The organism is Aeromonas sp. 604176, from assembly GCF_049170755.1.
GTDB lineage: Bacteria > Pseudomonadota > Gammaproteobacteria > Enterobacterales > Aeromonadaceae > Aeromonas > Aeromonas veronii_A.
The window spans coordinates 1-21836 of the sequence record NZ_JAAKNE010000073.1 but is presented as its reverse complement, the minus strand read 5'-3'; the positions used below and the strand labels follow the sequence as shown (position 1 = coordinate 21836).

Annotated in this window: 23 protein-coding genes; 18 read left to right on the top strand and 5 right to left on the bottom strand. The window is 57.4% G+C overall.

Features of this window, described 5'->3' with window-relative positions:
- From G5358_RS13750 to G5358_RS13710, 9 genes are all read left to right on the top strand, one after another.
- Positions 1-732: 3,4-dihydroxy-2-butanone-4-phosphate synthase (locus G5358_RS13750; protein ID WP_421324248.1), on the top strand; the 732-nt coding region annotated here is incomplete at its 5' end.
- A 203-nt stretch (positions 733-935) separates the two neighbouring features.
- Positions 936-1406, top strand: coding sequence for a 6,7-dimethyl-8-ribityllumazine synthase (gene ribE / locus G5358_RS13745; protein ID WP_005338866.1), 471 nt, complete (start codon positions 936-938; stop codon positions 1404-1406).
- Positions 1407-1420: 14 nt separating this feature from the next.
- A complete protein-coding gene (nusB, locus tag G5358_RS13740; protein ID WP_005343514.1) occupies positions 1421-1834 on the top strand; it encodes a transcription antitermination factor NusB in 414 nt (137 codons plus the stop codon).
- 57 nt (positions 1835-1891) lie between these two features.
- Positions 1892-2851 (top strand): thiamine-phosphate kinase, encoded by a 960-nt coding sequence (gene thiL, locus G5358_RS13735; RefSeq protein ID WP_247823990.1) that lies wholly within the window; start codon positions 1892-1894, stop codon positions 2849-2851.
- Complete coding sequence (locus G5358_RS13730) at positions 2848-3342, top strand: phosphatidylglycerophosphatase A (RefSeq protein ID WP_021230380.1); 495 nt, start codon at positions 2848-2850, stop codon at positions 3340-3342. Before thiL ends, G5358_RS13730 begins: the two co-directional genes overlap by 4 nt.
- A gap of 487 nt (positions 3343-3829) precedes the next feature.
- On the top strand, positions 3830-5554 hold the full coding sequence (locus tag G5358_RS13725) for a dipeptide ABC transporter ATP-binding protein (protein ID WP_100654430.1): 1725 nt from the start codon (positions 3830-3832) through the stop codon (positions 5552-5554).
- Positions 5555-5624: 70 nt separating this feature from the next.
- Positions 5625-7181: an ABC transporter substrate-binding protein gene (locus G5358_RS13720; RefSeq protein ID WP_201987869.1), complete on the top strand. Its 1557-nt coding sequence runs from the start codon at positions 5625-5627 to the stop codon at positions 7179-7181.
- Positions 7182-7280: 99 nt separating this feature from the next.
- A complete protein-coding gene (locus G5358_RS13715) occupies positions 7281-8255 on the top strand; it encodes an ABC transporter permease (protein WP_421324247.1) in 975 nt (324 codons plus the stop codon).
- Positions 8256-8259: 4 nt separating this feature from the next.
- Complete coding sequence (locus G5358_RS13710; RefSeq protein WP_019445927.1) at positions 8260-9201, top strand: ABC transporter permease; 942 nt, start codon at positions 8260-8262, stop codon at positions 9199-9201.
- 74 nt (positions 9202-9275) lie between these two features.
- Here G5358_RS13710 and dxs read toward each other — a convergent pair whose 3' ends face one another.
- Genes dxs through xseB form a run of 3 tightly spaced genes read right to left on the bottom strand, consistent with a single transcriptional unit; the run spans position 9276 to position 12308 of the window.
- Positions 9276-11144 carry a 1-deoxy-D-xylulose-5-phosphate synthase gene (gene dxs / locus G5358_RS13705; RefSeq protein ID WP_421324246.1) on the bottom strand — a complete coding sequence of 623 codons (1869 nt, stop codon included), beginning with the start codon at positions 11142-11144 and terminating at the stop codon, positions 9276-9278.
- Between the two features lie 21 nt (positions 11145-11165).
- A complete protein-coding gene (gene ispA / locus G5358_RS13700) occupies positions 11166-12056 on the bottom strand; it encodes a (2E,6E)-farnesyl diphosphate synthase (protein WP_323913150.1) in 891 nt (296 codons plus the stop codon).
- A complete protein-coding gene (gene xseB / locus G5358_RS13695) occupies positions 12057-12308 on the bottom strand; it encodes an exodeoxyribonuclease VII small subunit (RefSeq protein ID WP_216951955.1) in 252 nt (83 codons plus the stop codon).
- Between the two features lie 210 nt (positions 12309-12518).
- Between xseB and pomA the strand changes: the two genes are divergently transcribed.
- From pomA to greA, 3 genes are all read left to right on the top strand, one after another.
- Positions 12519-13277: a flagellar motor protein PomA gene (pomA, locus tag G5358_RS13690; protein WP_216951954.1), complete on the top strand. Its 759-nt coding sequence runs from the start codon at positions 12519-12521 to the stop codon at positions 13275-13277.
- Positions 13278-13285: 8 nt separating this feature from the next.
- Positions 13286-14179: a flagellar motor protein MotB gene (locus G5358_RS13685; RefSeq protein WP_216951953.1), complete on the top strand. Its 894-nt coding sequence runs from the start codon at positions 13286-13288 to the stop codon at positions 14177-14179.
- Positions 14180-14334: 155 nt separating this feature from the next.
- Positions 14335-14811, top strand: coding sequence for a transcription elongation factor GreA (greA, locus tag G5358_RS13680; protein ID WP_216951952.1), 477 nt, complete (start codon positions 14335-14337; stop codon positions 14809-14811).
- A 54-nt stretch (positions 14812-14865) separates the two neighbouring features.
- Here the strand turns inward: greA and G5358_RS13675 are convergent, their stop codons facing one another.
- Positions 14866-15450: a PilZ domain-containing protein gene (locus tag G5358_RS13675; protein ID WP_216951951.1), complete on the bottom strand. Its 585-nt coding sequence runs from the start codon at positions 15448-15450 to the stop codon at positions 14866-14868.
- 103 nt (positions 15451-15553) lie between these two features.
- Positions 15554-15850 carry a ribosome assembly RNA-binding protein YhbY gene (yhbY, locus tag G5358_RS13670; RefSeq protein WP_033114153.1) on the bottom strand — a complete coding sequence of 99 codons (297 nt, stop codon included), beginning with the start codon at positions 15848-15850 and terminating at the stop codon, positions 15554-15556.
- Positions 15851-15947: 97 nt separating this feature from the next.
- On the opposite strand from yhbY, the gene rlmE reads away from it, so the two are divergent.
- The 6 genes from rlmE to secG form a co-directional block, all read left to right on the top strand.
- Positions 15948-16577, top strand: a complete 630-nt coding sequence (gene rlmE / locus G5358_RS13665) for a 23S rRNA (uridine(2552)-2'-O)-methyltransferase RlmE (protein ID WP_216951950.1) — start codon at positions 15948-15950, stop codon at positions 16575-16577.
- 45 nt (positions 16578-16622) lie between these two features.
- A complete protein-coding gene (gene ftsH / locus G5358_RS13660; RefSeq protein ID WP_216951949.1) occupies positions 16623-18569 on the top strand; it encodes an ATP-dependent zinc metalloprotease FtsH in 1947 nt (648 codons plus the stop codon).
- A gap of 59 nt (positions 18570-18628) precedes the next feature.
- Positions 18629-19474: a dihydropteroate synthase gene (gene folP, locus G5358_RS13655; RefSeq protein WP_216951948.1), complete on the top strand. Its 846-nt coding sequence runs from the start codon at positions 18629-18631 to the stop codon at positions 19472-19474.
- A 15-nt stretch (positions 19475-19489) separates the two neighbouring features.
- Entirely contained in the window at positions 19490-20824 is a 1335-nt protein-coding gene (gene glmM, locus G5358_RS13650) for a phosphoglucosamine mutase (RefSeq protein ID WP_421324245.1), read from the top strand.
- Positions 20825-20955: 131 nt separating this feature from the next.
- Positions 20956-21720 (top strand): triose-phosphate isomerase, encoded by a 765-nt coding sequence (gene tpiA, locus G5358_RS13645; RefSeq protein WP_421324244.1) that lies wholly within the window; start codon positions 20956-20958, stop codon positions 21718-21720.
- The coding region (gene secG, locus G5358_RS13640; protein ID WP_421324249.1) for a preprotein translocase subunit SecG at positions 21721-21836 on the top strand (116 nt) is incomplete at its 3' end. It abuts the gene before it with no gap.

The following is a 21836-nucleotide window of genomic DNA, read 5'->3' as shown; positions in this document are numbered from 1 at the left end:
ATCTTCCCGCTGATGGCGCAGGATGGCGGCGTGCTGACCCGTGCCGGCCACACCGAAGCGGGCTGCGATCTGGCCCGTCTGGCCGGTTTCGAGCCTGCCGCCGTCATCGTCGAGATCCTCAACGAAGATGGCACCATGGCGCGCCGTCCGGATCTGGAGCTGTTCGCCGAGGAGCACGGCATCAAGCTTGGCACCATCGCCGACCTTATCGAGTACCGCAACCAGCACGAGACCACGGTCGAGAAGGTGGCCGAGTGCAAGCTGCCCACCGAGTTTGGCGAGTTTGACCTCATCACCTTCCGCGACACCATCGACAATCAGGTTCACTTCGCCCTGAAAAAGGGTGAGGTGCAGGCTGATCAGCCGACCCTGGTGCGCGTCCACCTGCACGATGTGCTGAGCGATCTGCTGCTGACCGACCGCCATGCAGCACGCAGCTGGCCGCTGCCCAAATCCATGGCCCGCATCGCTGACGAAGGCGGCGTGCTGGTGATCTTGGGAGCGGAAGCACACGGCGCCGAGCTGCTGGCCCGGGTCAAGGGCTTTGAAGCCGCTGACAAGGGACTGGCACCGGAAGGGGCCAAGTGGCAGGGCACCTCGCGCCGGGTTGGCGTGGGTTCCCAGATCCTCAAGGCGCTCGGCGTGAGCAAGATGCGCCTGTTGAGCTCGCCGAAGAAGTACCATGCCCTCGGCGGTTTCGGTCTGGAAGTGGTTGAGTACGTCGGCGAGTAAAGCTCTACCAGAGAAGTACCATCCCCTTCCGGGTGGTTTCGGTCTGGAAGTCGTGGAATTCACCGGTGAGTAAGCGCGCCGGACTGGTTAAATCGCGATCATGGCCGTCTATTGCGGCCATGGTTTTTGTCGTGGGTCTGTTGTGCTAGAATGTGCGCACTTTTGACTCCGGCCCTTTTGATTGCACAGATACAGGATTTCCAATGAAGGTTATCGAAGGAAATATCGCCGCTCCTGAGGCGCGCGTTGCTATTGTTGTTGCCCGTTTCAACAGCTTCATCAACGACAGTCTGGTGAACGGCGCGGTGGACGTACTGAAGCGTCAAGGTCAAGTGCAGGACAGCAACCTGACACTGGTAAAAGTGCCGGGCGCGGTTGAAATGCCATTGGTCATCAAGAAGCTGGCCAAGAGTGGTCAATACGACGCCATCGTGGCGGTCGGTACTGTCATCCGTGGCGGCACCTATCACTTCGACCTGGTGGCAAACGAGAACAGCAAGGGCATGGCCCAGGTAATGATGGAATATGAAATTCCCGTTGCCTTCGGTGTGTTGACCACTGAAAACATTGAACAAGCCATCGAGCGTGCAGGTACCAAGGCGGGTAACAAGGGTGCAGAGGCTGCACTGGCAGCGCTCGAAATGATCAACGTCCTGAAAGAACTGGACGTGTAACGAGGAGAAGTACATTGAAACCGTCTGAGCGCCGTAAAGCCCGCCATTGCGCCACCCAGGCCATCTACCAGTGGCAGATGACCAAGGCTAACGTGGGTGACATCGAAGAGCAGTTCAAGATCGATCAGGACACCAAGGGTGTAGACCTGAACTATTTCCGCGATCTGCTGTTCGGGGTAGCCCTCCACTGCAGCGAGCTGGACAAGGTGTTTGCACCTTTCCTCTCCCGTCCGCTGGAAGAAGTGGACATGGTGGACAAGGCGATCCTGCGTCTGGCGACTTATGAGCTGACCCGTCGTGATGATGTACCGCCGCGCGTGGTCATCAACGAAGCGATCGAGCTGGCCAAAGCTTTTGCTGCCGATGACAGCCACAAGTTTGTCAACGGTGTACTGGACAAGGTGATCAAGTCGCTGAACAAGCGTTGATCCTGCTGTCCGTCAGCATCTAAGAGAGGAGCCAGCTTATTGCTGGCTTTTTACTGTATGGGTGAATTTGAGCTGATTGATAAGTACTTCAAGGTCCCCCACGCCCGCAAGGACGTGGTGATGGGCCCTGGAGATGACTGTGCCCTGCTGACCCTGCCCCCTGATACCCAGCTGGCGGTGAGCACCGACACTCTGGTGAGCGGCGTACACTTCTTTCCCGACATGGATCCGGTGGATCTCGGCTACAAGGCGCTGGCGGTCAATCTCTCCGATCTCGCCGCCATGGGGGCCGAGCCGCGCTGGGTATCGCTGGCGCTGACCCTGCCTGCCATTAACGAAGGTTGGGTCGCCGGTTTTGCCGAAGGGTTTCTGGAGCTGGCCGAGTACTACAATGTGGCGCTGGTGGGCGGAGACATGACCCGCGGGCCGCTCTCCATCACCATCTCGGTGAAGGGAGCGGTGCCTGTCGGTCGCGCCCTGATGCGCAGCGGTGCCAAAGCCGGTGACGGCATCTATGTGACCGGCACTCTGGGAGATGCCGCGCTGGCGCTCTCCCACCTGCTGGGCAAACGCACTCTCAACGAGAACCAGCTGGCGGCCGTGCTGCCACGGCTCGACCACCCCCATCCCCGCATTCTGGCCGGTCAGGCGCTGCGCGGGCTGGCGGGCAGTGCGCTGGATCTCTCCGATGGTCTGGCATCGGATCTCGGCCATATCCTCAAGGCCTCCGGCGTGCGGGCCCAGATCGATCTCGATCTGCTGCCGCTCTCGCCGGTGCTGCAGGATGCGGTGAGCGAGCAGGAGGCGTGGCAACTGGCGCTGGCCGGTGGCGATGACTACGAGCTCTGCTTTACCGTACCGGAGGAGCACCGCGGCGCGCTCGATACGGCGCTGGCCCACAGCGGGGTCAAGTTCAGCCGCATCGGCCGCATCGTGGCGGGCGAGCCGGGCATCGACTACCTGCGTGGCGACCAAGCGGTCGAGCTGCAACTGAAAGGGTGGGATCACTTCGCATGAGTTTGTTCAGGATAAAGCCCGAGCTGACACGACTGGATCTGAAAAATCCGCTTCATTTTTTGGCGGTGGGGTTTGGTTCCGGTCTCAGCCCCAAGGCGCCGGGCACCATGGGCACCCTGGCGGCGATTCCGCTCTATCTGCTGGTGAGCGGTCTGCCGACCTATTGGTTTATCGCCTTGCTGGCGGTTGGGTTTGTGGTCGGTATTCGTATCTGCCAGAGCGCCACCGATGCCATCGGCATGCCGGATCACGGCGCCATCGTCTGGGACGAGGTGATCGGTTTTGGCGTCACCATGATCGCCGCGCCAGCCGGTTGGGAGTGGGTGGTGGCGGGCTTCGCGCTGTTCCGGTTGTTTGATGTGCTCAAGCCCTGGCCCATCTCCTGGTTTGATCGCCGGATCCACGGTGGCCTGGGCATCATGCTGGACGATCTGATCGCCGGCCTGTTCGCCCTGTTTTGTATGCAATTACTGGCATTCTGGCTCGGTTGAGAGCCATCTTCCGGGGGATGACCGTTCTGGCATCCCCCGATTTATATCTGCTTAATTTTCATTCATCGGCATATGCTGCCGTTTATCATCCATTTCACATAAATATTCACTACTCATTCGGGGCTGGTGATTGTTTTGGAAATAGTGATAAATGCTGCTTGTTGCGTTGTTGTTGAAATTAAAGTAATGATACCAATAGAAGTACGGACGCACCGGCCATTTGTGTGATGAAAATCATCATTTATCTCTGCCGAATTGGTGGTTATCTGCACAAAACATTGCGGAATTGTATAACTCAATCATTTACACCCGTGGTCAAACCGTCTAAGTTACTCGCGGGTTATTCCAAAAAAATGCAAAAAACCCGCCCGGATCGCTGGTTTCGCTGCCTCATGGATTGAGCAAATATTGCCCAAGGTAACAACCGGCATCTGCGGCTGATTTACGGACGAATTATTTGGGACGGATGTCCCCCGCAGAGGTAAACATGTCCTTGCTCGAAGTAAAGAACTTGCGGATCGAGTACCCCTCCCGCTACGGGGTGCTGGCCGCGGTGAAGGATCTCTCTTTCTCTATCGAAAAGGGTGAGATTGTCGGAGTGGTCGGTGAATCCGGCGCCGGCAAGTCCACCATCGGCAACGCCGTTATCGATCTCCTGAGCCCGCCGGGTCGCATCGCCCGTGGCGATATCTATCTCAATGGCGAGCTCATCTCCGGCAAGAGCCAAAACGAGATGCGGGCCATCCGTGGCTCCCGTATCGGGTTCATCTTCCAGGACCCCATGACCTCCCTCAACCCGCTGTTCACCGTTGAGCATCAGCTGGTGGAGACCATTCTGGCCAATACCGACCTCTCTCGCGAAGCCGCTTTTGCCAAGGCATTGGAGCTGATGGGGGCGGTGGGTATTCCGCAGCCGGAGCTGCGCATCAAACAGTATCCGCACCAGTTTTCCGGTGGCATGCGTCAGCGGGTGGTTATCGCCATTGCGCTCTCCTGCGATCCGGAGCTGATCATCGCCGATGAACCGACTACGGCGCTCGACGTCTCCATTCAGGATCAGATCCTCCAGCTTATCCGCGCCCTCTGCAAAGAGCGTCAGGTGGGCTGCATGCTGGTGACCCACGACATGGGCGTGGTCTCCAACGTTACCGACAAGGTGGCGGTGATGTATCGCGGCGATCTGGTGGAGTTCGGCCTGACCGAACAGGTACTGGGCAGCCCCAATCACCCCTATACCCGCAGCCTCATCTCGGCGGTGCCCCGCTCCGATGTGAAGCTGGTGCGTTTCCCGCTGGTCTCCTATATCGAGGATGCCAGTGCGCCGGATACCAATATCGACCTCAAGACCCACTGGCTCGGCCAGAGTCAGGACGAGCGTGCCTATGAAGGGGCGCTGCTGCGGGTGGAGAACGTCGATCTGAAGTTCGTCACCAAGGACTCCATCTTCCCGAGCCGCCGCCAGTATGTGCGTGCCTGCAACAACATCAGCTTCGAGATCTTCGAGGGTGAAACCTTCGGTCTGGTGGGGGAGTCGGGCTCCGGCAAATCGACCATTGCCCGCGCCATCACCGGTCTCTATCCGCCTGATACCGGCAAGATTTTCTTCGAGGGGATCGATCTGACCGCTCTCAAGAGCGAGCGCGAGCGTCGCCCGCTGCGTCGCCAGATGCAGATGGTGTTCCAGAACCCCTATTCCTCGATGAACCCGCGGATGAAGGTGCGCGACATCATTGCCGAGCCGATCCGCTTCCATCAGCTGGCGAGCAGCGAGAGCCAGATCGAGGGGATCGTCGGCGATCTGCTGGATCACGTGGGTCTCGGTCGTGGTGCTGGCCTCAAGTATCCCCACGAGTTCTCCGGCGGTCAGCGCCAGCGCATCTCCATTGCCCGCGCCCTGGCCACTCGCCCGCGCTTCCTCATCTGCGACGAGCCGACCTCGGCGCTGGATGTGTCGGTGCAGGCCCAGATCCTCAACCTGCTCAAGGATCTGCAGCAGGAGCTCAAGCTCACCATGCTGTTTATCAGCCACGATCTGCCGGTGATCCGCCAGATGTGCGACCGCATCGGGGTGATGCAGCACGGTCATCTGGTGGAAGTGGCCGAGACCGAGAAACTCTTTACCAATGCCGAGCATGAGTACAGCCGCAAGCTGATCTCCCTCATGCCGGAGTTCAAGGGAATGTCCCGCGAGGGGCTGGAAATCGCAAGCTAGGAGAGCGCCGGTGCGCCGGTCTGCTTGTCAAAAAAAGTGTCATAAGAAAGCCAAAAGCATGGAGAACAAGATGAAGAAAGGATTGTCCAAGATTGCCCTGGCGCTGTTTGCCGCCGGTTTCGCCTTCAGTGTCTCAGCCGCCGATATCAAGGTGGGTGTCGCTTCTGACGCCACTTCGCTGGATCCGCAGGAGCAGCTCTCCGGTCAGACCCTGGAGATGTCGCACCTGGTATTCGATCCCCTGATGCGTTACACCCAGGACCTGCAGTTCGAGCCCCGTCTGGCCGAGAAGTATGAGCGTATTGACGACAAGACCGTCCGCTTCCACCTGCGCAAAGGGGTCAAGTTCCACTCCGGTAACGACTTCACCGCAGACGACGTGGTGTGGACCGTCAACCGCCTGAAATCCTCCGTCGACTTCAAGGCGATCTTCGATCCCATCAGCGAAGTGAAGAAGGTCGATGACTACACCGTCGATCTGATCACCGCCAAGCCGTTCCCGCTGGTGCTGCAGACCGTCACCTACATCTTCCCGATGGACTCCAAGTTCTACACCGGCAAGACCGAAGCGGGCAAAGACAAGGCCGAGATTGTCAAAAACGGCGACTCCTATGCCTCTACCCACGTCTCCGGTACTGGCCCGTTCACCGTCAAGTTCCGCGAGCAGGGCGTGAAGCTCGATTATGCCCGCAACGCCAACTACTGGGACAAGGCATCCAAGGGTAACGTCGAGAACCTGACCGTGGTGCCGATCAAGGAAGATGCGACCCGTGTTGCAGCCCTGCTGGGTGGCGACGTGGACATGATCTATCCGGTTGCGCCGAACGATCTGGAGCGCGTGAAGAATGGCAAGGACTCCCAGCTGGTCACCCTGTCCGGTACCCGCGCCATCATCATCGAGCTGAACCAGAACACCAACCCGGCACTGAAAGACAAGCGTGTACGTCAGGCGATCAACTACGCCATCAACCAGGTGGGTATCGTCGAGAAGATCAACAAGGGCTTCGGTACCCCTGCTGGTCAGCTGAGCCCGAAAGGCTATGCCGGTCACAACGAGGCGCTGGTGCCCCAGTATGATCTGGCCAAGGCCAAGGAGTTGATGAAAGAGGCCGGTTACGAGAAAGGCTTCAAGATGACCTTCATTGCCCCCGCGGCCCGCTACGTCAACGACGTCAAGATTGCCCAGGCTGTCTCCGCCATGCTGGCCAAGATCAACATCAAGGTGGATCTGAAGACCATGCCGGTGGCCCAGTACTGGCCCGAGTTTGACAAGTGCGCCGCAGACATGCAGATGATCGGCTGGCACTCCGACACCGAAGATACCGCGAACTTCTTCGAGTTCCTGACCTTCACCAAGGACGCCAAGACCGGTATGGGTCAGTACAACTGCGCCGGTTATGCCAACGCCGAAGCTGACAAGCTGGTGATGGATGCCAACGCCGAGACCGATCCGGCCAAGCGTGCCGAGATGCTGAAGAAGGTCGAAGCCATGCTGATCGAAGATGCTGCCTACGTGCCGTTGCACTGGGAAGATCTGGCCTATGGCGCCAAGAAGAACGTCGACATCAAGCCGGTGGTCAACGTGATGAACTTCCCTTACCTGGGTGACCTGGTGGTCAGCAAGTAAGAGAACGTCGCAAGGAAGGACGGGGCGGGGTGGTCAGCTGGCCACTCCGCCCACTAACAGAAGCCTGTGCCACGACACAGGCCACGTAGAAGGACAAGCATGTTTACATTCCTGCTGAAACGGTTCTATCAGGCCGTGATAGTGATGTTCGTCATCAGCCTGGTCGCCTTCTCTATCCAGGACAACCTGGGTGACCCGTTGCGCGAGCTGGTGGGACAATCCGTCTCTGAAGCCCAGCGTCACGAGTTGCGCGAGAAGATGGGCCTTAACGATCCCTTCCTCATCAAATACAGCCGCTTTCTGAAAAATGCGGTGCATGGGGATTTGGGCACCTCCTATTTCTTCAAGCGACCCGCTCTCGAGGTGATCCTCGACAAGCTGGTGGCTACCCTTGAACTGGTGTTTGCCGCCGCGCTCATCATCGTGGTGGTCTCCATTCCACTCGGTGTCTATTCGGCGATCCGCCCGCGCAGCATTCCCACCAAGATCATCATGGCGGGGAGCAGTATCGGCATTTCGATCCCGGTATTTTTGACCGCCATCATGCTGATGTACCTCTTCTCCATCCAGTTGGGCTGGCTGCCTGCCTATGGCCGCGGCGAGACCCGTAACCTGCTGGGCTGGGAGTCGGGCTTATTCACCAGGGACGGTATCCTGCATCTGATCCTGCCGGCAGTGTCCCTCTCCTCCATCATGCTGCCGCTGTTTATCCGACTGGTGCGCTCCGAGATGCTGGAGCAGCTCTCCTCCGAGTACGTTAAATTCGCCCGCGCCAAAGGGCTGGATAACAACAAGGTCTACTATCAGCACGCACTGAAGAACACCATGCTGCCGGTCATTACTGTCGGAGGGGTGCAGATCGGCACCATGGTGGCCTACACCATTCTGACCGAGAGTGTGTTCCAGTGGCCGGGCACCGGCTTCCTGTTCCTCGAGGCGATCCACCGGGTCGATACCCCGCTGATCACCGCCTACGTCATCTTCGTGGGACTGATCTTCGTGGTGACCAATACCCTGGTCGACCTGCTCTACGGGTTGATCAACCCGACCGTTAACCTGACTGCCAAGGGGTAAGCGCATGACTAATGCTGTAACTGCAAGCCCAAGCCGTTGGGCACGTTTCAAGAATTCCGACATCGTCTACTACTTCCTGCGGGACAAGGTAGCCATGTTCAGCTTTGCGGTGTTTGTGGTGTTCGTGCTGGCGGCGCTGCTGGCGCCCTGGCTCGCCCCGCACAACGTCTATGACCAGACCAGTTTTGATCTGATGGATGCCGAGTTGCCCCCCTCCTGGCTCGAAGGCGGCGAGGAGCGTTTCTGGCTCGGTACCGACAACCAGGGGCGGGATATCTGGAGCACCATTCTCTATGGCGCCCGTATCTCCCTCACCATCGGCCTGTTTGCGGTGGCGTTGCAGCTGGTGCTTGGTATCGTCATCGGTCTGATTGCCGGTTACTTCGGTGGTCGTATCGACAACCTGCTGATGCGCTTTGCCGACGTGCAGCTGTCGTTCTCCACCATGATGGTGGCGATCATCATCTCCGCCATCTTTCAGGCAACCTTTGGCTCCGAGTTTTACTCGAAGTTTGCCATCATGATGCTGGTGGTGATCATCGGTATCGCCGAGTGGCCGCAGTATGCCCGTACCGTGCGCGCCTCTGTGCTGGCGGAGAAGAAGAAGGAGTATGTGGAAGCAGCCAAGGTGATGGGATTCCGTGCCCCGCGCATCATGTTCCGCCACATTCTGCCCAACTGTTTGTCGCCCATTCTGGTGATCTCCACCGTGCAGGTGGCCAACGCCATCATGAGCGAGGCGGCACTCTCCTTCCTCGGTCTGGGAATGCCGGTTGATCAGCCCTCGCTCGGTTCGCTTATCAGCGTCGGCTTCAACTACATCTTCTCCGGCTCCTGGTGGATCACCGCCTTCCCGGGAATCTGTCTGGTGGTGCTGGTGCTGGTCATCAACCTGCTGGGCGACTGGCTGCGGGATGTGTTTAACCCCAAGATCTATAAAGGGTAATCTGGGTCAGAAACGCAAAAATAAGAAGGGCGCCAATGAGGCGCCCTTCTTTTGTTTGATAGCTTCAAGCGTTATCAGGCTTGCAGCCAGCTTTCGATGCTGCGCTGGATGCCTGCATCGTCCAGACCGAGTAGGGCATAGATCTCCTGCTGGGTGCCCTGTTCGACGAAGCGATCCGGCAGGCCGAGGTTGAGCACCGGCTTGCACTGTTTATTGCGCATCAGCAACTCGTTCACCGCCGAACCGGCGCCACCCATGATGGCATTATCTTCGATGGTGACGAAGTGATCGTGGCTGGCCGCCAGCGACAGCACCAGCGCCTCATCCATCGGTTTGACGAAGCGCATGTCCACCAAGGTGGCATCGAGCGCTTCGGCCGCCGCTTTCGCGTGGTGCAGCAAGGTGCCAAACGCCAGAATGGCAGTGCCCTTGCCCTCTCGCAGGATACGACCCTTGCCGAGCTCCAGTGCCTGCATCTCTGACGAGATGGGGGCATCGCTCAGGCTGCTGCCGCGTGGGTAACGCACTGCGGCAGGGCCCTGATGGAGATAGCCGGTATAGAGCATCTGGCGGCACTCGTTCTCGTCAGATGGCGTCATCACCACCATGTTGGGCACGGTGCGCAGGAAGCTGATGTCGAACGCCCCCTGATGGGTCGGACCATCGGCCCCCACCAGACCGGCCCGGTCGATGGCGAACAGCACCGGCAGATCTTGCAGCGCCACATCGTGGATCACCTGATCGTAGGCACGCTGCAGGAAGCTCGAATAGATGGCGACCACCGGCTTCTTGTCGGCGATGGCGAGACCTGCGGCGAACGTGACCGCATGTTGCTCGGCAATCGCCACGTCGAAGTAACGATCAGGATATTGCTGGCTGAATTTCACCAGCCCCGAGCCTTCACGCATGGCGGGGGTGATACCGACCAGCTTCTCGTCTTTGGCGGCCATCTCGCACAGCCATTGGCCAAAGATGGCGGAGAAGGTGGGTTTGGCGGCGCTCGCTTTCGGCAGGGAACACTCGTCAGGATTGAACTTGGGCACAGCGTGATAACCGATGGGGTCTTTCTCCGCCGGCTCGTAACCCTTGCCCTTCTTGGTCTTGACATGCAGCAGCTGTGGGCCCTTGAGATTGCGCATGTTGCGCAGGGTCTCGACCAGCGCCTCGATATCGTGACCGTCGATGGGGCCGATATAGTTGAAGCCGAACTCCTCGAACAGGGTGCCGGGCACCACCATCCCCTTGAGGTGCTCTTCGGCCCGCTTGGCCAGCTCCTTGACCGGTGGCAGACCGGCCAGCACCTTCTTGCCACCTTCGCGGATGGTGGTGTAGAGCTTGCCGGACATGACCCGGGCCAGATGGTTGTTGAGCGCCCCGACATTCTCGGAGATGGACATCTCGTTGTCGTTGAGGATCACCAGCATGTCTTTATGGACATCGCCGGCGTGGTTGAGCGCTTCAAAGGCCATCCCTGCGGTAATGGCACCATCACCAATTACCGCTACCACCTTGCGACCCAGCCCTTCACTCTCGGCGGCGACCGCCATACCGAGCGCCGCACCAATGGAGGTGCTGGAGTGGCCGACGGAGAGCACGTCGTACTCGCTCTCGCCGCGCCAGGGGAAGGGGTGCAGGCCATCTTTCTGCCGGATGGTGTGGATCTGGTCACGGCGCCCGGTCAGGATCTTGTGGGGATAGGCCTGATGTCCCACATCCCAGATCAGCCGATCGAATGGGGTGTTGTAGACATAGTGCAGGGCCACGGTCAGTTCGACAGTACCGAGACCGGAGGCAAAGTGTCCGCTGGAGCGGCTGACTGAGCGCAGCAGATATTCGCGCAGCTCGTTGCACAGCACCGGCAGCCGATCTTTGGGCAAGGAACGCAGCTCTATCGGGGTGTCCGCGAGAGCCAGGTTGGGGAAATTGCTAATATCAACGCTCATATTGTTACTGTTATCCAGCGTTTAGTGGGTTCGCTCGATGATGTAATCGGCAAACGCTTCCAGAATGTCGGTATTGTAGGGCAAGGATTGCAGGGCTGTTAAGGCTTTACCGTGCAGTTCGCGAGCCAGCTCACGGGCATTTTCGAGTCCGAGCAGGGCCGGATAGGTACTTTTCTCCAGCGCCAAGTCAGAACCTTGTGGCTTGCCCAGGGTGGCGGTATCACCTGTGATGTCGAGGATGTCATCCTGCACCTGGAAGGCAAGGCCAATTGCGGCGGCGTAGGTTTGCAGCGCAGTCAGGGTTGCGTCATCGACATCGGCTTTGCAGAGTGCGCCCAGTGTCACGGCGCACTCAATCAGTGCCCCCGTTTTATGGCGGTGTACCTGTTCCAGTTCGGCGAGCGAGATCTGGCGCCCTTCGGCCTGCAGATCCAGCGCCTGACCGCCGCACATACCGAGATAACCGGAAGCGCGGGCGAGGGTACTCAGCATCCGCACCCGGTTGGCCATCAAGGTATCGGGCATGGGGTGATCGGCCAGAATGGAGAACGCCAGCGTCTGCAGCGCATCACCGGCCAGAATGGCGGTGCCTTCATCGAATGCCTTGTGAACGGTCGGCTGGCCGCGACGCAAGTCGTCGTCATCCATGGCGGGCAGATCGTCGTGCAGCAGTGAGTAGGCATGGATGCACTCCACGGCAGCCGCAGGGCCGTCCAGCAGGTCGCTCTTTACGCCCAGCATTTCGCCGACCGCGTAGACCAGAAACGGGCGAACCCGCTTGCCGCCCAGCAGCAGGCCATATTTCATGGCATCACGCAGACGAGGCGCCATGGGTGGCAAAGCTTCAAGTTTTGCCAACAGGCAGTCATCAATACGCTGGCGATGCTGACGGGAAAAATGGACCAGTGCCACTCACTCGTCTCCTTGTTCTGGCTGGAAGGGGGTCAGCTGATCACTGCCATCGGCCTTGCTCAGCAGGATCTGGATCTTCTGCTCGGCTTGCTCCAGCTTTTGTTGGCCAGCCCGCACCAGATGGATTCCCTGCTCGAACTGTTTGAGGGCCTCCTCCAGCGGTAGGGAACCTTGCTCCAGCTGATGAACGATGGTTTCCAGCTCTTCGAGAGTGGCGTCAAAACTCAGACGGTCGATTTTTTTACTGGCCATGTCCATCCTCGGGAATTGAAAAAACGGCTTATATTAACATCGACCGCCCACCGGGGGGAGGCTGAAAAACGCTGCCTCCTCAAACTCTCGATAAACTGGCCGATAATGAACCATGATTCTCAGTGGATGCATGCTTGCCGCTTGGGTCGCAATAGCAGAAAATTCAACAAACTATAATTGGGCATAAGAACCGGTGACAGGAGTAGGGACGTGGATCTAGGCAGTCTGATAGGGATAGTGCTGGGTTTCGGGGTGGTGGTGTACGGCATGCTGCTGGGGGGCCCCATGAGCATGTACGTCGACATGCCATCGGTCTACATCACCGTATTGGGCTCCATCTTCATCGCCATGATGAAGTTCAACCTAGGCCAGTTTCTGATGGCGTTTAAGGTCGCTGGTAAAGCTTTTATGTACAAGGGCGACAAGCTGGAAGACCTCATAGTTAAAGCCGTTGAGCTTGCCGATGCCGCCCGTAAAGGCGGATTTCTGGCGCTTGAAGCGGCCGAGATTCCCAATCCCTTCATGAAAAAAGGGATCGATATGCTGGTGGATGGCCATGATGCCGATGTAGTGCGCGCAGTGATGGAAAAGGATATCGAGTTGACTGCCGAACGTCACGTCATTGCGATCAAGGTGTTCCGTACCCTTGGGGATCTTGGCCCGGCGATGGGGATGATCGGTACGCTGGTGGGTCTGGTGGCCATGTTGGCCAATATGAGTGATCCCAAATCTATCGGTCCTGCCATGGCTGTAGCCCTCTTGACCACTCTGTATGGTGCGATCGAAGCCAACATGCTGGCCATCCCGATAGCCGACAAGCTGGAACTGCGAAGCGGCGAAGAGCGCCTTAGCCGTTCGCTGATCCTCGATGCCATCATGGGGATCCAGGATGGCCAAAACCCGCGGGTGATCCAGTCCATGCTGCAGAACTATCTGAACCAGTCCAAACGCAACAACGGCAGTGAGTAGGGAGCCCTATGTCTGATTGCAAATGCCCGCCTCCCGGCCTGCCCGGTTATATGGGGACCTTCGCCGACCTCATGTCTCTGCTGATGTGCTTTTTCGTGTTGTTGCTCTCCTTTGCCGAGATGGATGTGCAGAAGTTCAAGCAGATTGCGGGGTCCATGGAGAAGGCATTCGGGGTCCAGAATATCCTTGAGGTGAAAGATATTCCGAAGGGAACTTCTGTCATTGCCCAGGAGTTCCGTCCTGGCCGCCCAGAGCCAACCCCGATTGATACCGTGATGCAGCAGACCATGGACATGACCCAGACCGAGCTGGATTTTTTGCCCGGTGAGGCCGAGCAGGCAGGTGGTCAGGACAAGAGTGATGGCAAGCAGACGGGGGGGGACACAGCTCAGGATGCTCAGAAGGCGCAGCAGCAGTCCAATACCCTGGCAAAGGCGCTGGCCGAGCAGATGAAAGATCAGATCCAGGATGGTGCCATCGAAATCGAGGCGTTGGGACAGCAGATTATTATCCGGATCAGGGAAAAAGCCTCCTTCCCGGCTGGCTCGGCGTTTCTGCAACCCCAGTTCTGGCCGGTTATTCGCAAGGTCGCGACCCTGCTCAAGGATGTACCGGGTGAAATCACCATATCCGGCCACACCGACAACGTGGCGACCGAGGACGAGCTGTTTCAGTCCAACTGGGAGCTTTCGTCCCAGCGAGCAGTGGCTGTGGCACACCAGATGATCAAGGTCCCAGGATTTGATCAGGGACGCTTGATCGTGCAGGGGATGGCCGATTCCCAACCATTGGTGCCCAACAATACTCCCGAGAATCGCCGGATGAACCGACGGGTAGAGATCGCTATCATGCAGGGCAAACCGACCATTTCCTCTCCTATTTCGGTACCGGAAGGAAAGTAATATTTCTTGGAGCAACAGATAAAGCGGGATCTGCATCAGGGGGCCGACATGGATTTTGTGTTGGCTTCATATTAAGATGCGCCATCCGAACCGAGTGCTGCGGCGTCCTGACAGATAGCCGCAGCTTCTATTTTCAAGCAACCCAGGTTTCGACTATGAATCATACTCCGATGACTGTTCGCGGCGCTGAGAAGCTGCGCGAAGAGCTCGAATATCTCAAGACCGAGCTTCGTCCCCAGATTATCGAAGCGATTGCTGAAGCCCGTGAGCACGGTGATCTGAAAGAGAATGCCGAATACCATGCCGCCCGTGAGCAGCAGGGGTTCTGTGAAGGCCGCATTCAGGAAATTGAAGCCAAGCTCTCCAATGCCCAGGTGATCGATGTCACCAAGATGACCAACAATGGTCGCATCATCTTTGGTGCCACCGTGACCCTGCTCAAGAGCGAAACAGAGGAAGAGGTTATCTACCGCATCGTGGGTGACGATGAGGCTGACATCAAGCAGAACCTCATCTCTGTCAACTCTCCGATTGCCCGCGCTCTGATTGGCAAGGAAGTGGACGATGTGGCGCTCGTCAAGACGCCCGCAGGTGATGTGGAGTACGAAATCTTGGACGTTGCCTACATCTGATGTAGTTAATGCGGGATGAGACGGGGGAGCACTTGCTCCCCTGTTTGTTGCGCTTCAGGCTGGTTGGTAAGCGTCGTTGAAGGTGTCCTGATGGCGCTGAAACAGCCAGTGACGAAGTCGCTCTATGTTTGCCTCGCTCATCTGGAAACTGAGTGCCCAGGTTGCACGGTCTGCATTAGATTTGACCCGCCTCACCAGCCTGGCCTGCAAGGGAAATGGCGCCTCTGTGGCGATCTGCAGAGTTCCCTGCAAGGTAGTATCCGCCATCATATCTGTGGGCAGATCTTCCACGATGATGCCATTGAGCGAAAGGCTCAGCACTTGGAGTACTCCATGAGCTGTTTGCAGTGTCGCTTTCTGGGCAAGTCTCCAAGCTCTTGGCTGGGCAAACCCCAGCTCCCGGATCACTGGCGCAGCGAGCCGAGGCTCGACAAAGCCATCTTCTCTCTGGATAAAGGTGAGGGGGAATCGCAACTGATGGCCTGCATAGCGGGCTTCCAATACCAGCTGTTCGGCTTTTTGCAGCAAGCCAAGCATGGGGTTGTCGAGATGTCCGCTCAGAAGGTGGGTCGCCTCCGAGCATCCCAGCTCCCGCAACATGGTCAGTTCATCGTCGGTCAGAATAGGATGGTGAACCATGGCGCGTGTCCGAAACTATTCATCGCAGGTTAAGGGCTTGGCGACTACTGTGGCAAGCGACTCGGGAAGAAGTGAAATAAGGAAAGAGCAATGCTCTTTCCTTTTACTTGCGAGGCAGCTGGATTTTGGGTTCGTTGGCCTGACGATAGATGGTCAGCACGTGACCCATGCTTTGTACTTTTACAGAGCCTGTTTCACGGACGATTGCATCCATAACCAGTTGTTTCATTTCGCGATCTTCAGAGGCAACCTTAACCTTGATCAGCTCGTGATGGTTCAGCGCCAGATCGATCTCCGCCAGTACACCTTCGGTCAGACCGTGCTGACCCAGCAGGACGACAGGCTTGAGGCTGTGGGCAAGGCCCTTGAGGTACTGTTTCTGTTTATTGTTGAGAATCATCGCAATTTCTTCATAAGTCAGGGTTGAAAGGGGCGTATTCTACCCCCACTTAGCCCTTAATACTAATAACCCTTGTGGTTTTTTAAAGCCGATTATCATGACCCAGAAAAAACGTTCCGCCAGCTCCACCCGCTGGTTAAAAGAACATTTCGACGATCAATACGTCAAAAAAGCCCAGAAATTGGGGCTGCGTTCCCGTGCTGTTTTCAAGATCGACGAGATCCAGGGCAAAGACCGCCTGTTGAAAAATGGCATGACGGTAGTGGATTTGGGGGCTGCCCCCGGCGGCTGGTCCCAATTCGCGGTCGAGCAGGTTGGCGAATCGGGTCGGGTCATCGCCTGCGATATTCTGCCTATGGATCCCATCGCCGGAGTCGATTTCCTGCAGGGGGACTTTCGGGAGGAAACTGTACTCGGTGCCTTGCTGGAGCGAGTCGGACCCGACAAGGTCGATGTCGTGATGTCCGACATGGCCCCCAACATGAGCGGCACCCAGCAGGTGGATCAGGCTCGTGCCATGTATCTGGTCGAGTTGGCTCTGGACATGTGTCATCAGGTATTGCGCAGTGACGGCAGTTTTGTGGTGAAGGTGTTTCAGGGGGAGGGCTTTGATGCCTATCTGAATGAAATTCGGAAACTTTTCTCCGCCGTTAAAATTCGTAAACCAGACTCATCCCGCGCCAGATCACGGGAAGTCTACATTGTGGCTACCGGTTTTAAACTGTAGTACCCTAACCTTCATCGTTAACTGTCAGTCTGCGAGGTTACTGATTTGAGTGACATGGCGAAAAACTTAATCCTGTGGCTGGTCATCGCCGTCGTATTGATGTCGGTGTTCAATAGCTTCAGCCCCAGCGATACCACCAGTCGCCAGCTGGACTATTCCAGCTTCGTTAAAGAGGTGACCCAAGATCAGATCCGTGAAGTGCGGATGGACGGTAAGGTCATTAATGGCGTCAAGCGTACTGGTGAACGATTCACCACCATCATCCCGGCGCCGGATCCCCAGCTGCTCAACGATATGCTCAATCACAACGTCAAGGTGATGGGCGAGAAGCCGGAAGAGCCGTCTTTGCTGACCTCTATCTTCATCTCCTGGTTCCCGATGTTGCTGCTGATCGGTGTCTGGGTCTTCTTCATGCGTCAGATGCAGGGCGGCGGTGGCAAAGGCGCCATGTCGTTTGGCAAGAGCAAGGCTCGCCTGATGAGTGAAGATCAGATCAAGACTACCTTTGCCGATGTAGCTGGTTGCGATGAAGCCAAGGAAGAGGTGAAGGAGCTGGTCGACTATCTGCGCGACCCGAGCAAATTCCAGAAACTGGGTGGCAAGATCCCGACTGGCGTACTGCTGGTAGGTCCTCCCGGTACCGGTAAAACCCTGCTGGCCAAGGCCATTGCGGGTGAGGCCAAGGTGCCCTTCTTCACCATCTCAGGTTCTGATTTCGTGGAGATGTTCGTGGGTGTCGGTGCCTCCCGGGTACGTGACATGTTCGAGCAGGCCAAGAAATCCTCCCCCTGCATCATCTTCATCGATGAAATTGATGCGGTCGGTCGCCAGCGTGGCGCCGGTCTGGGCGGTGGTCACGATGAGCGTGAGCAGACCCTTAACCAGATGCTGGTCGAGATGGATGGCTTTGAAGGCAATGAAGGGATCATCGTCATCGCTGCCACCAACCGTCCTGATGTACTGGATCCGGCACTACTGCGTCCGGGCCGTTTCGACCGTCAGGTTGTGGTCGGTCTGCCGGATGTCCGTGGTCGCGAGCAGATCCTGAAAGTGCACATGCGCAAAGTTCCGTTGGCGGATGACGTCAATCCGGCGCTGATTGCCCGTGGTACACCCGGTTTCTCCGGTGCGGATTTGGCCAACCTGGTCAACGAAGCTGCCCTCTTCTCTGCTCGCGAAAGCCGCCGAGTGGTCTCCATGGCTGAGTTCGAAAAGGCCAAGGACAAGATCATGATGGGGGCGGAACGTCGCTCCATGGTGATGAAAGAGTCTGAAAAAGAGATGACTGCGTATCATGAAGCCGGTCACGCCATTATTGGTCGCGTGGTTCCGGATCATGATCCCGTTTACAAGGTCTCCATTATTCCGCGTGGCCGTGCGCTGGGTGTGACCATGTACCTGCCTGAGCAGGATCGCTGGAGCCACTCCAAGCAGCATCTGGAGTCGATGATCTCCAGCCTGTATGGCGGTCGTCTGGCGGAAGAGTTGATCTACGGTGCCGAGAAGGTCTCGACCGGCGCGTCCAACGACATCGAGCGGGCGACCGACATTGCACGCAAGATGGTGACCCAGTGGGGTATGTCCGAGCGTCTCGGCCCGATGCTTTATGCGGAAGAAGATGGTGAAGTGTTCCTCGGCCGCAGCATGGCCAAGGCCAAGCACATGTCCGACGACACTGCGCGCATCATCGATGCCGAGGTGAAGCAGGTCATTGATCGCAACTACGACCGCGCCAAGCAGATCCTGCTGGATAACATGGATGTACTGCACAGCATGAAAGATGCGTTGATGAAGTATGAAACCATCGACGCCAAACAGATCGATGATCTGATGGCGCGTCGCGAGGTTCGTGCTCCGAGCAACTGGCATGACGAGCACGGTGATACCCCGCAAGGCGGTTCCACCGTGGCTGCCGAGGCCAAGCCTGCCGATGAGGCTGCACCGGTGGCGGATGTCACTATCGACAAAGCCAACGACGCTCCGGCCAAATAATCGTGACTCTCCAAACCCCGGGCTTGCCCGGGGTTTTTCTTTATCAGATGGATGTGAAAATGCAGTTAACCAGCAAGGGGCTCAGCCTCTCCCTCGATCGTCCCCATGTGATGGGGATCCTCAATGTGACGCCCGACTCCTTCTCCGATGGCGGTAATTTCAACCAGTTTGAACGGGCAATGGCCCATGCGCGCCAGATGGTCTCTGACGGTGCGACCCTCATCGACATCGGTGGCGAGTCAACCCGCCCTGGTGCGCCCGATGTGAACGAGCAGGAGGAGCTGGACAGGGTCATTCCTGTTGTGGAGCAGATGGTTCGTGAGCTGGATGTGATGATCTCCCTCGATACCTCCAAAGCGGCTGTGATGCGGGAGGGTTGCAAGGTGGGTGCCCATCTGATCAACGATGTGCGGGCACTGCAAGAACCTGGATCACTGCAAGCCGCGGCCGAAGCGCGGGTTCCGGTCTGTCTGATGCATATGCAGGGGCAGCCGAGAACCATGCAAGTCCAGCCACACTATGACGACCTGGTCGGAGAGGTACGCGCCTTTTTTGATGAACGCATTGCGGCTTGTCTGGCGGTCGGGATCCGTCGTGAAGAGCTGTTGCTGGATCCGGGATATGGCTTTGGCAAGACCCTTGCACACAACTATCAGCTGTTAGCGGCTCAAAAGGAACTGCTTGATTATGGCTTGCCGCTATTGGTGGGGATGTCGCGAAAGTCTATGATAGGCAACCTGCTGGGCCGTCCGGTGGATGAGCGTCTGGCGGGCAGTCTGGCATGCGCCCTTATCGGCATGCAGCATGGGGCCCGCATCATCAGGGTACACGATGTAAGGGAGACCATGGACGCATTGCGCGTCGGTTGGCTGGCAATGACGGGACAAGATTTTATTTCCAGATAATAAAGAGAACAGACAATGGCAAGAAAGTATTTCGGTACCGATGGTGTGCGCGGCAAGGTTGGCGAATACCCGATCACTCCTGATTTTGTAATGAAATTGGGTTGGGCTGCCGGCAAGGTGCTCTCCAAGAAGGGCACCAAAAAGGTGCTGATTGGCAAAGATACCCGCATTTCCGGTTACATGCTGGAATCCGCGCTGGAAGCGGGGCTCTCTGCGGCAGGCCTTAAAGCCATTCTGATGGGGCCCATGCCCACGCCGGCGGTTGCCTACCTGACTCGCACTTTCCGTGCCGAAGCTGGTATCGTCATCAGCGCTTCCCACAATCCCTTCTACGACAACGGCATCAAGTTCTTCTCCGCCGACGGCACCAAGCTGCCCGATGATGTCGAGCTGGCTATCGAAGCCGAGCTGGATCACGAGCTCAAGTGTGTCGAGTCGGCCGAACTTGGCAAAGCGGTGCGCATTGATGATGCTGCCGGTCGCTATATCGAATTTTGCAAGAGCACCTTCCCCTCCCACATGAATCTGGATGGGGTGAAAATGGTGGTCGACTGTGGCCACGGCGCCACTTACCACATTGCGCCGTCGGTTTTCCGCGAGCTGGGCGCTGAAGTGATCACCATGGGCTGTGCCCCGGATGGTCTCAATATCAACGATGGTGTTGGTTCGACTGCGCCTGACGCTCTGGTTGCCAAGGTGCTGGAGTACAAGGCGGATCTCGGCGTGGCATTCGATGGTGACGGTGATCGCCTGATCATGGTGGATCACACCGGCTATCTGATCGACGGTGACGAGATCCTCTATATCATCGCACGGGACGCCTTGCGCAACGGTCGTCTCAAGGGCGGTGTCGTCGGCACCCTGATGGCCAACATGGGTCTGGAACTGGCGTTGCAAACCCTGGGTATCCCGTTTGCCCGTGCCAAGGTGGGCGACCGCTACGTGCTGGAGATGATGGAAGAGAAGGGCTGGCGTATCGGTGGCGAGAACTCCGGCCACATCATCTGTCTTGATCAGACCACCACGGGTGATGGCATTGTGGCCGCCCTGCAGGTGCTCACTGCCATGCGCAGTGCCGAGATGCCGCTGGCCAAGTTGCGCTCCGGCATGAGCAAGTTCCCGCAAGTACTGGTGAATGTTCGCTTTGCCGAAGGCAAGGATCCGCTGGCTGCAGAAGCAGTCAAGCAGGAGGTCGCCAAGGTGGAACAGGAGCTGGGCGGTCGTGGCCGCGTGCTGTTGCGTAAATCAGGTACCGAACCGCTGATCCGGGTTATGGTGGAAGGGGAGCACGAGCAACAGGTGCGTGATATGGCTCAGCGCATTGCCGATCAGGTTGAATCGGCGTTTTAATGAGCGCCCAGGGCGGCTTTTTAGCCGCCCTGGTTGTATCTTGTTCAATCGATTCAAAAAAATGAAAATAGCACTTGTCAGCTGACAATCCTCTGGATATTATCAGCCCCGCTTTCGCAAGGGAGTTGCCGATGGGACATCGCAAGCCGTTTGTAGCAGCCAACTGGAAGTTGCACGGTAGTAGGTCGCAGTTAGAGCAGTTTACGAGTCAGTGCCTGAAAGGTGTTGATGTTGATGTAGATGTCGTTCTCTGTCCATCCCACGTGCATCTCGACTTTACCGCTTCAATGCTCAATGAGCAGAAGATGATAAGGTTGGGGGCTCAGAATGTGAGCCAGCACGAGACGGGCGCTTACACGGGTGAAGTTTCGTGTGAGATGTTGGTCGAGGCAGGGTGTCGATACGTGTTAGTAGGGCACTCCGAGCGCAGGCGTCTCTTTGGTGAGACCAGCTTTATAGTCGCAGAGAAGTTTGCGGCAGCCAGAGCGGCAGGTCTGATTCCCATCCTCTGTTTGGGTGAGTCAGGTGCAGCAAGGCAAGCGAGAAGAACCTTCGAGGTGATCGCAGAAGAGCTGGATATCGTCATAGAGAAAAATGGCGCGATGGCTTTCGATAATGCTATCATCGCCTACGAGCCGATTTGGGCTGTAGGTACAGGTAAATGCGCCACACCCGAGCAGGCACAAGAGGTTCATTCCTTTATTCGTGGTCGCTTGGCGGAGGATACTCCGGTAATAGGTGAGAAGATCAGAATCATCTATGGTGGGAGCGTGACGCCGACCAATGCGAGAGATTTATTTGCCCAACCCGACGTAGACGGCGGATTGATTGGTAGGGCGAGTCTCGATAGCGATGCGTTTTTAGGAATTGTTGAAGCGGCAAAGGGTGCAAGTTAAATGTACGAGATTCTTTTGGTCGTTTATCTGCTGGTTTCACTGGCTCTGATTGGTCTGGTGATGATTCAGCAAGGTAAAGGGGCTGATATGGGCGCCTCCTTCGGCGCAGGGGCATC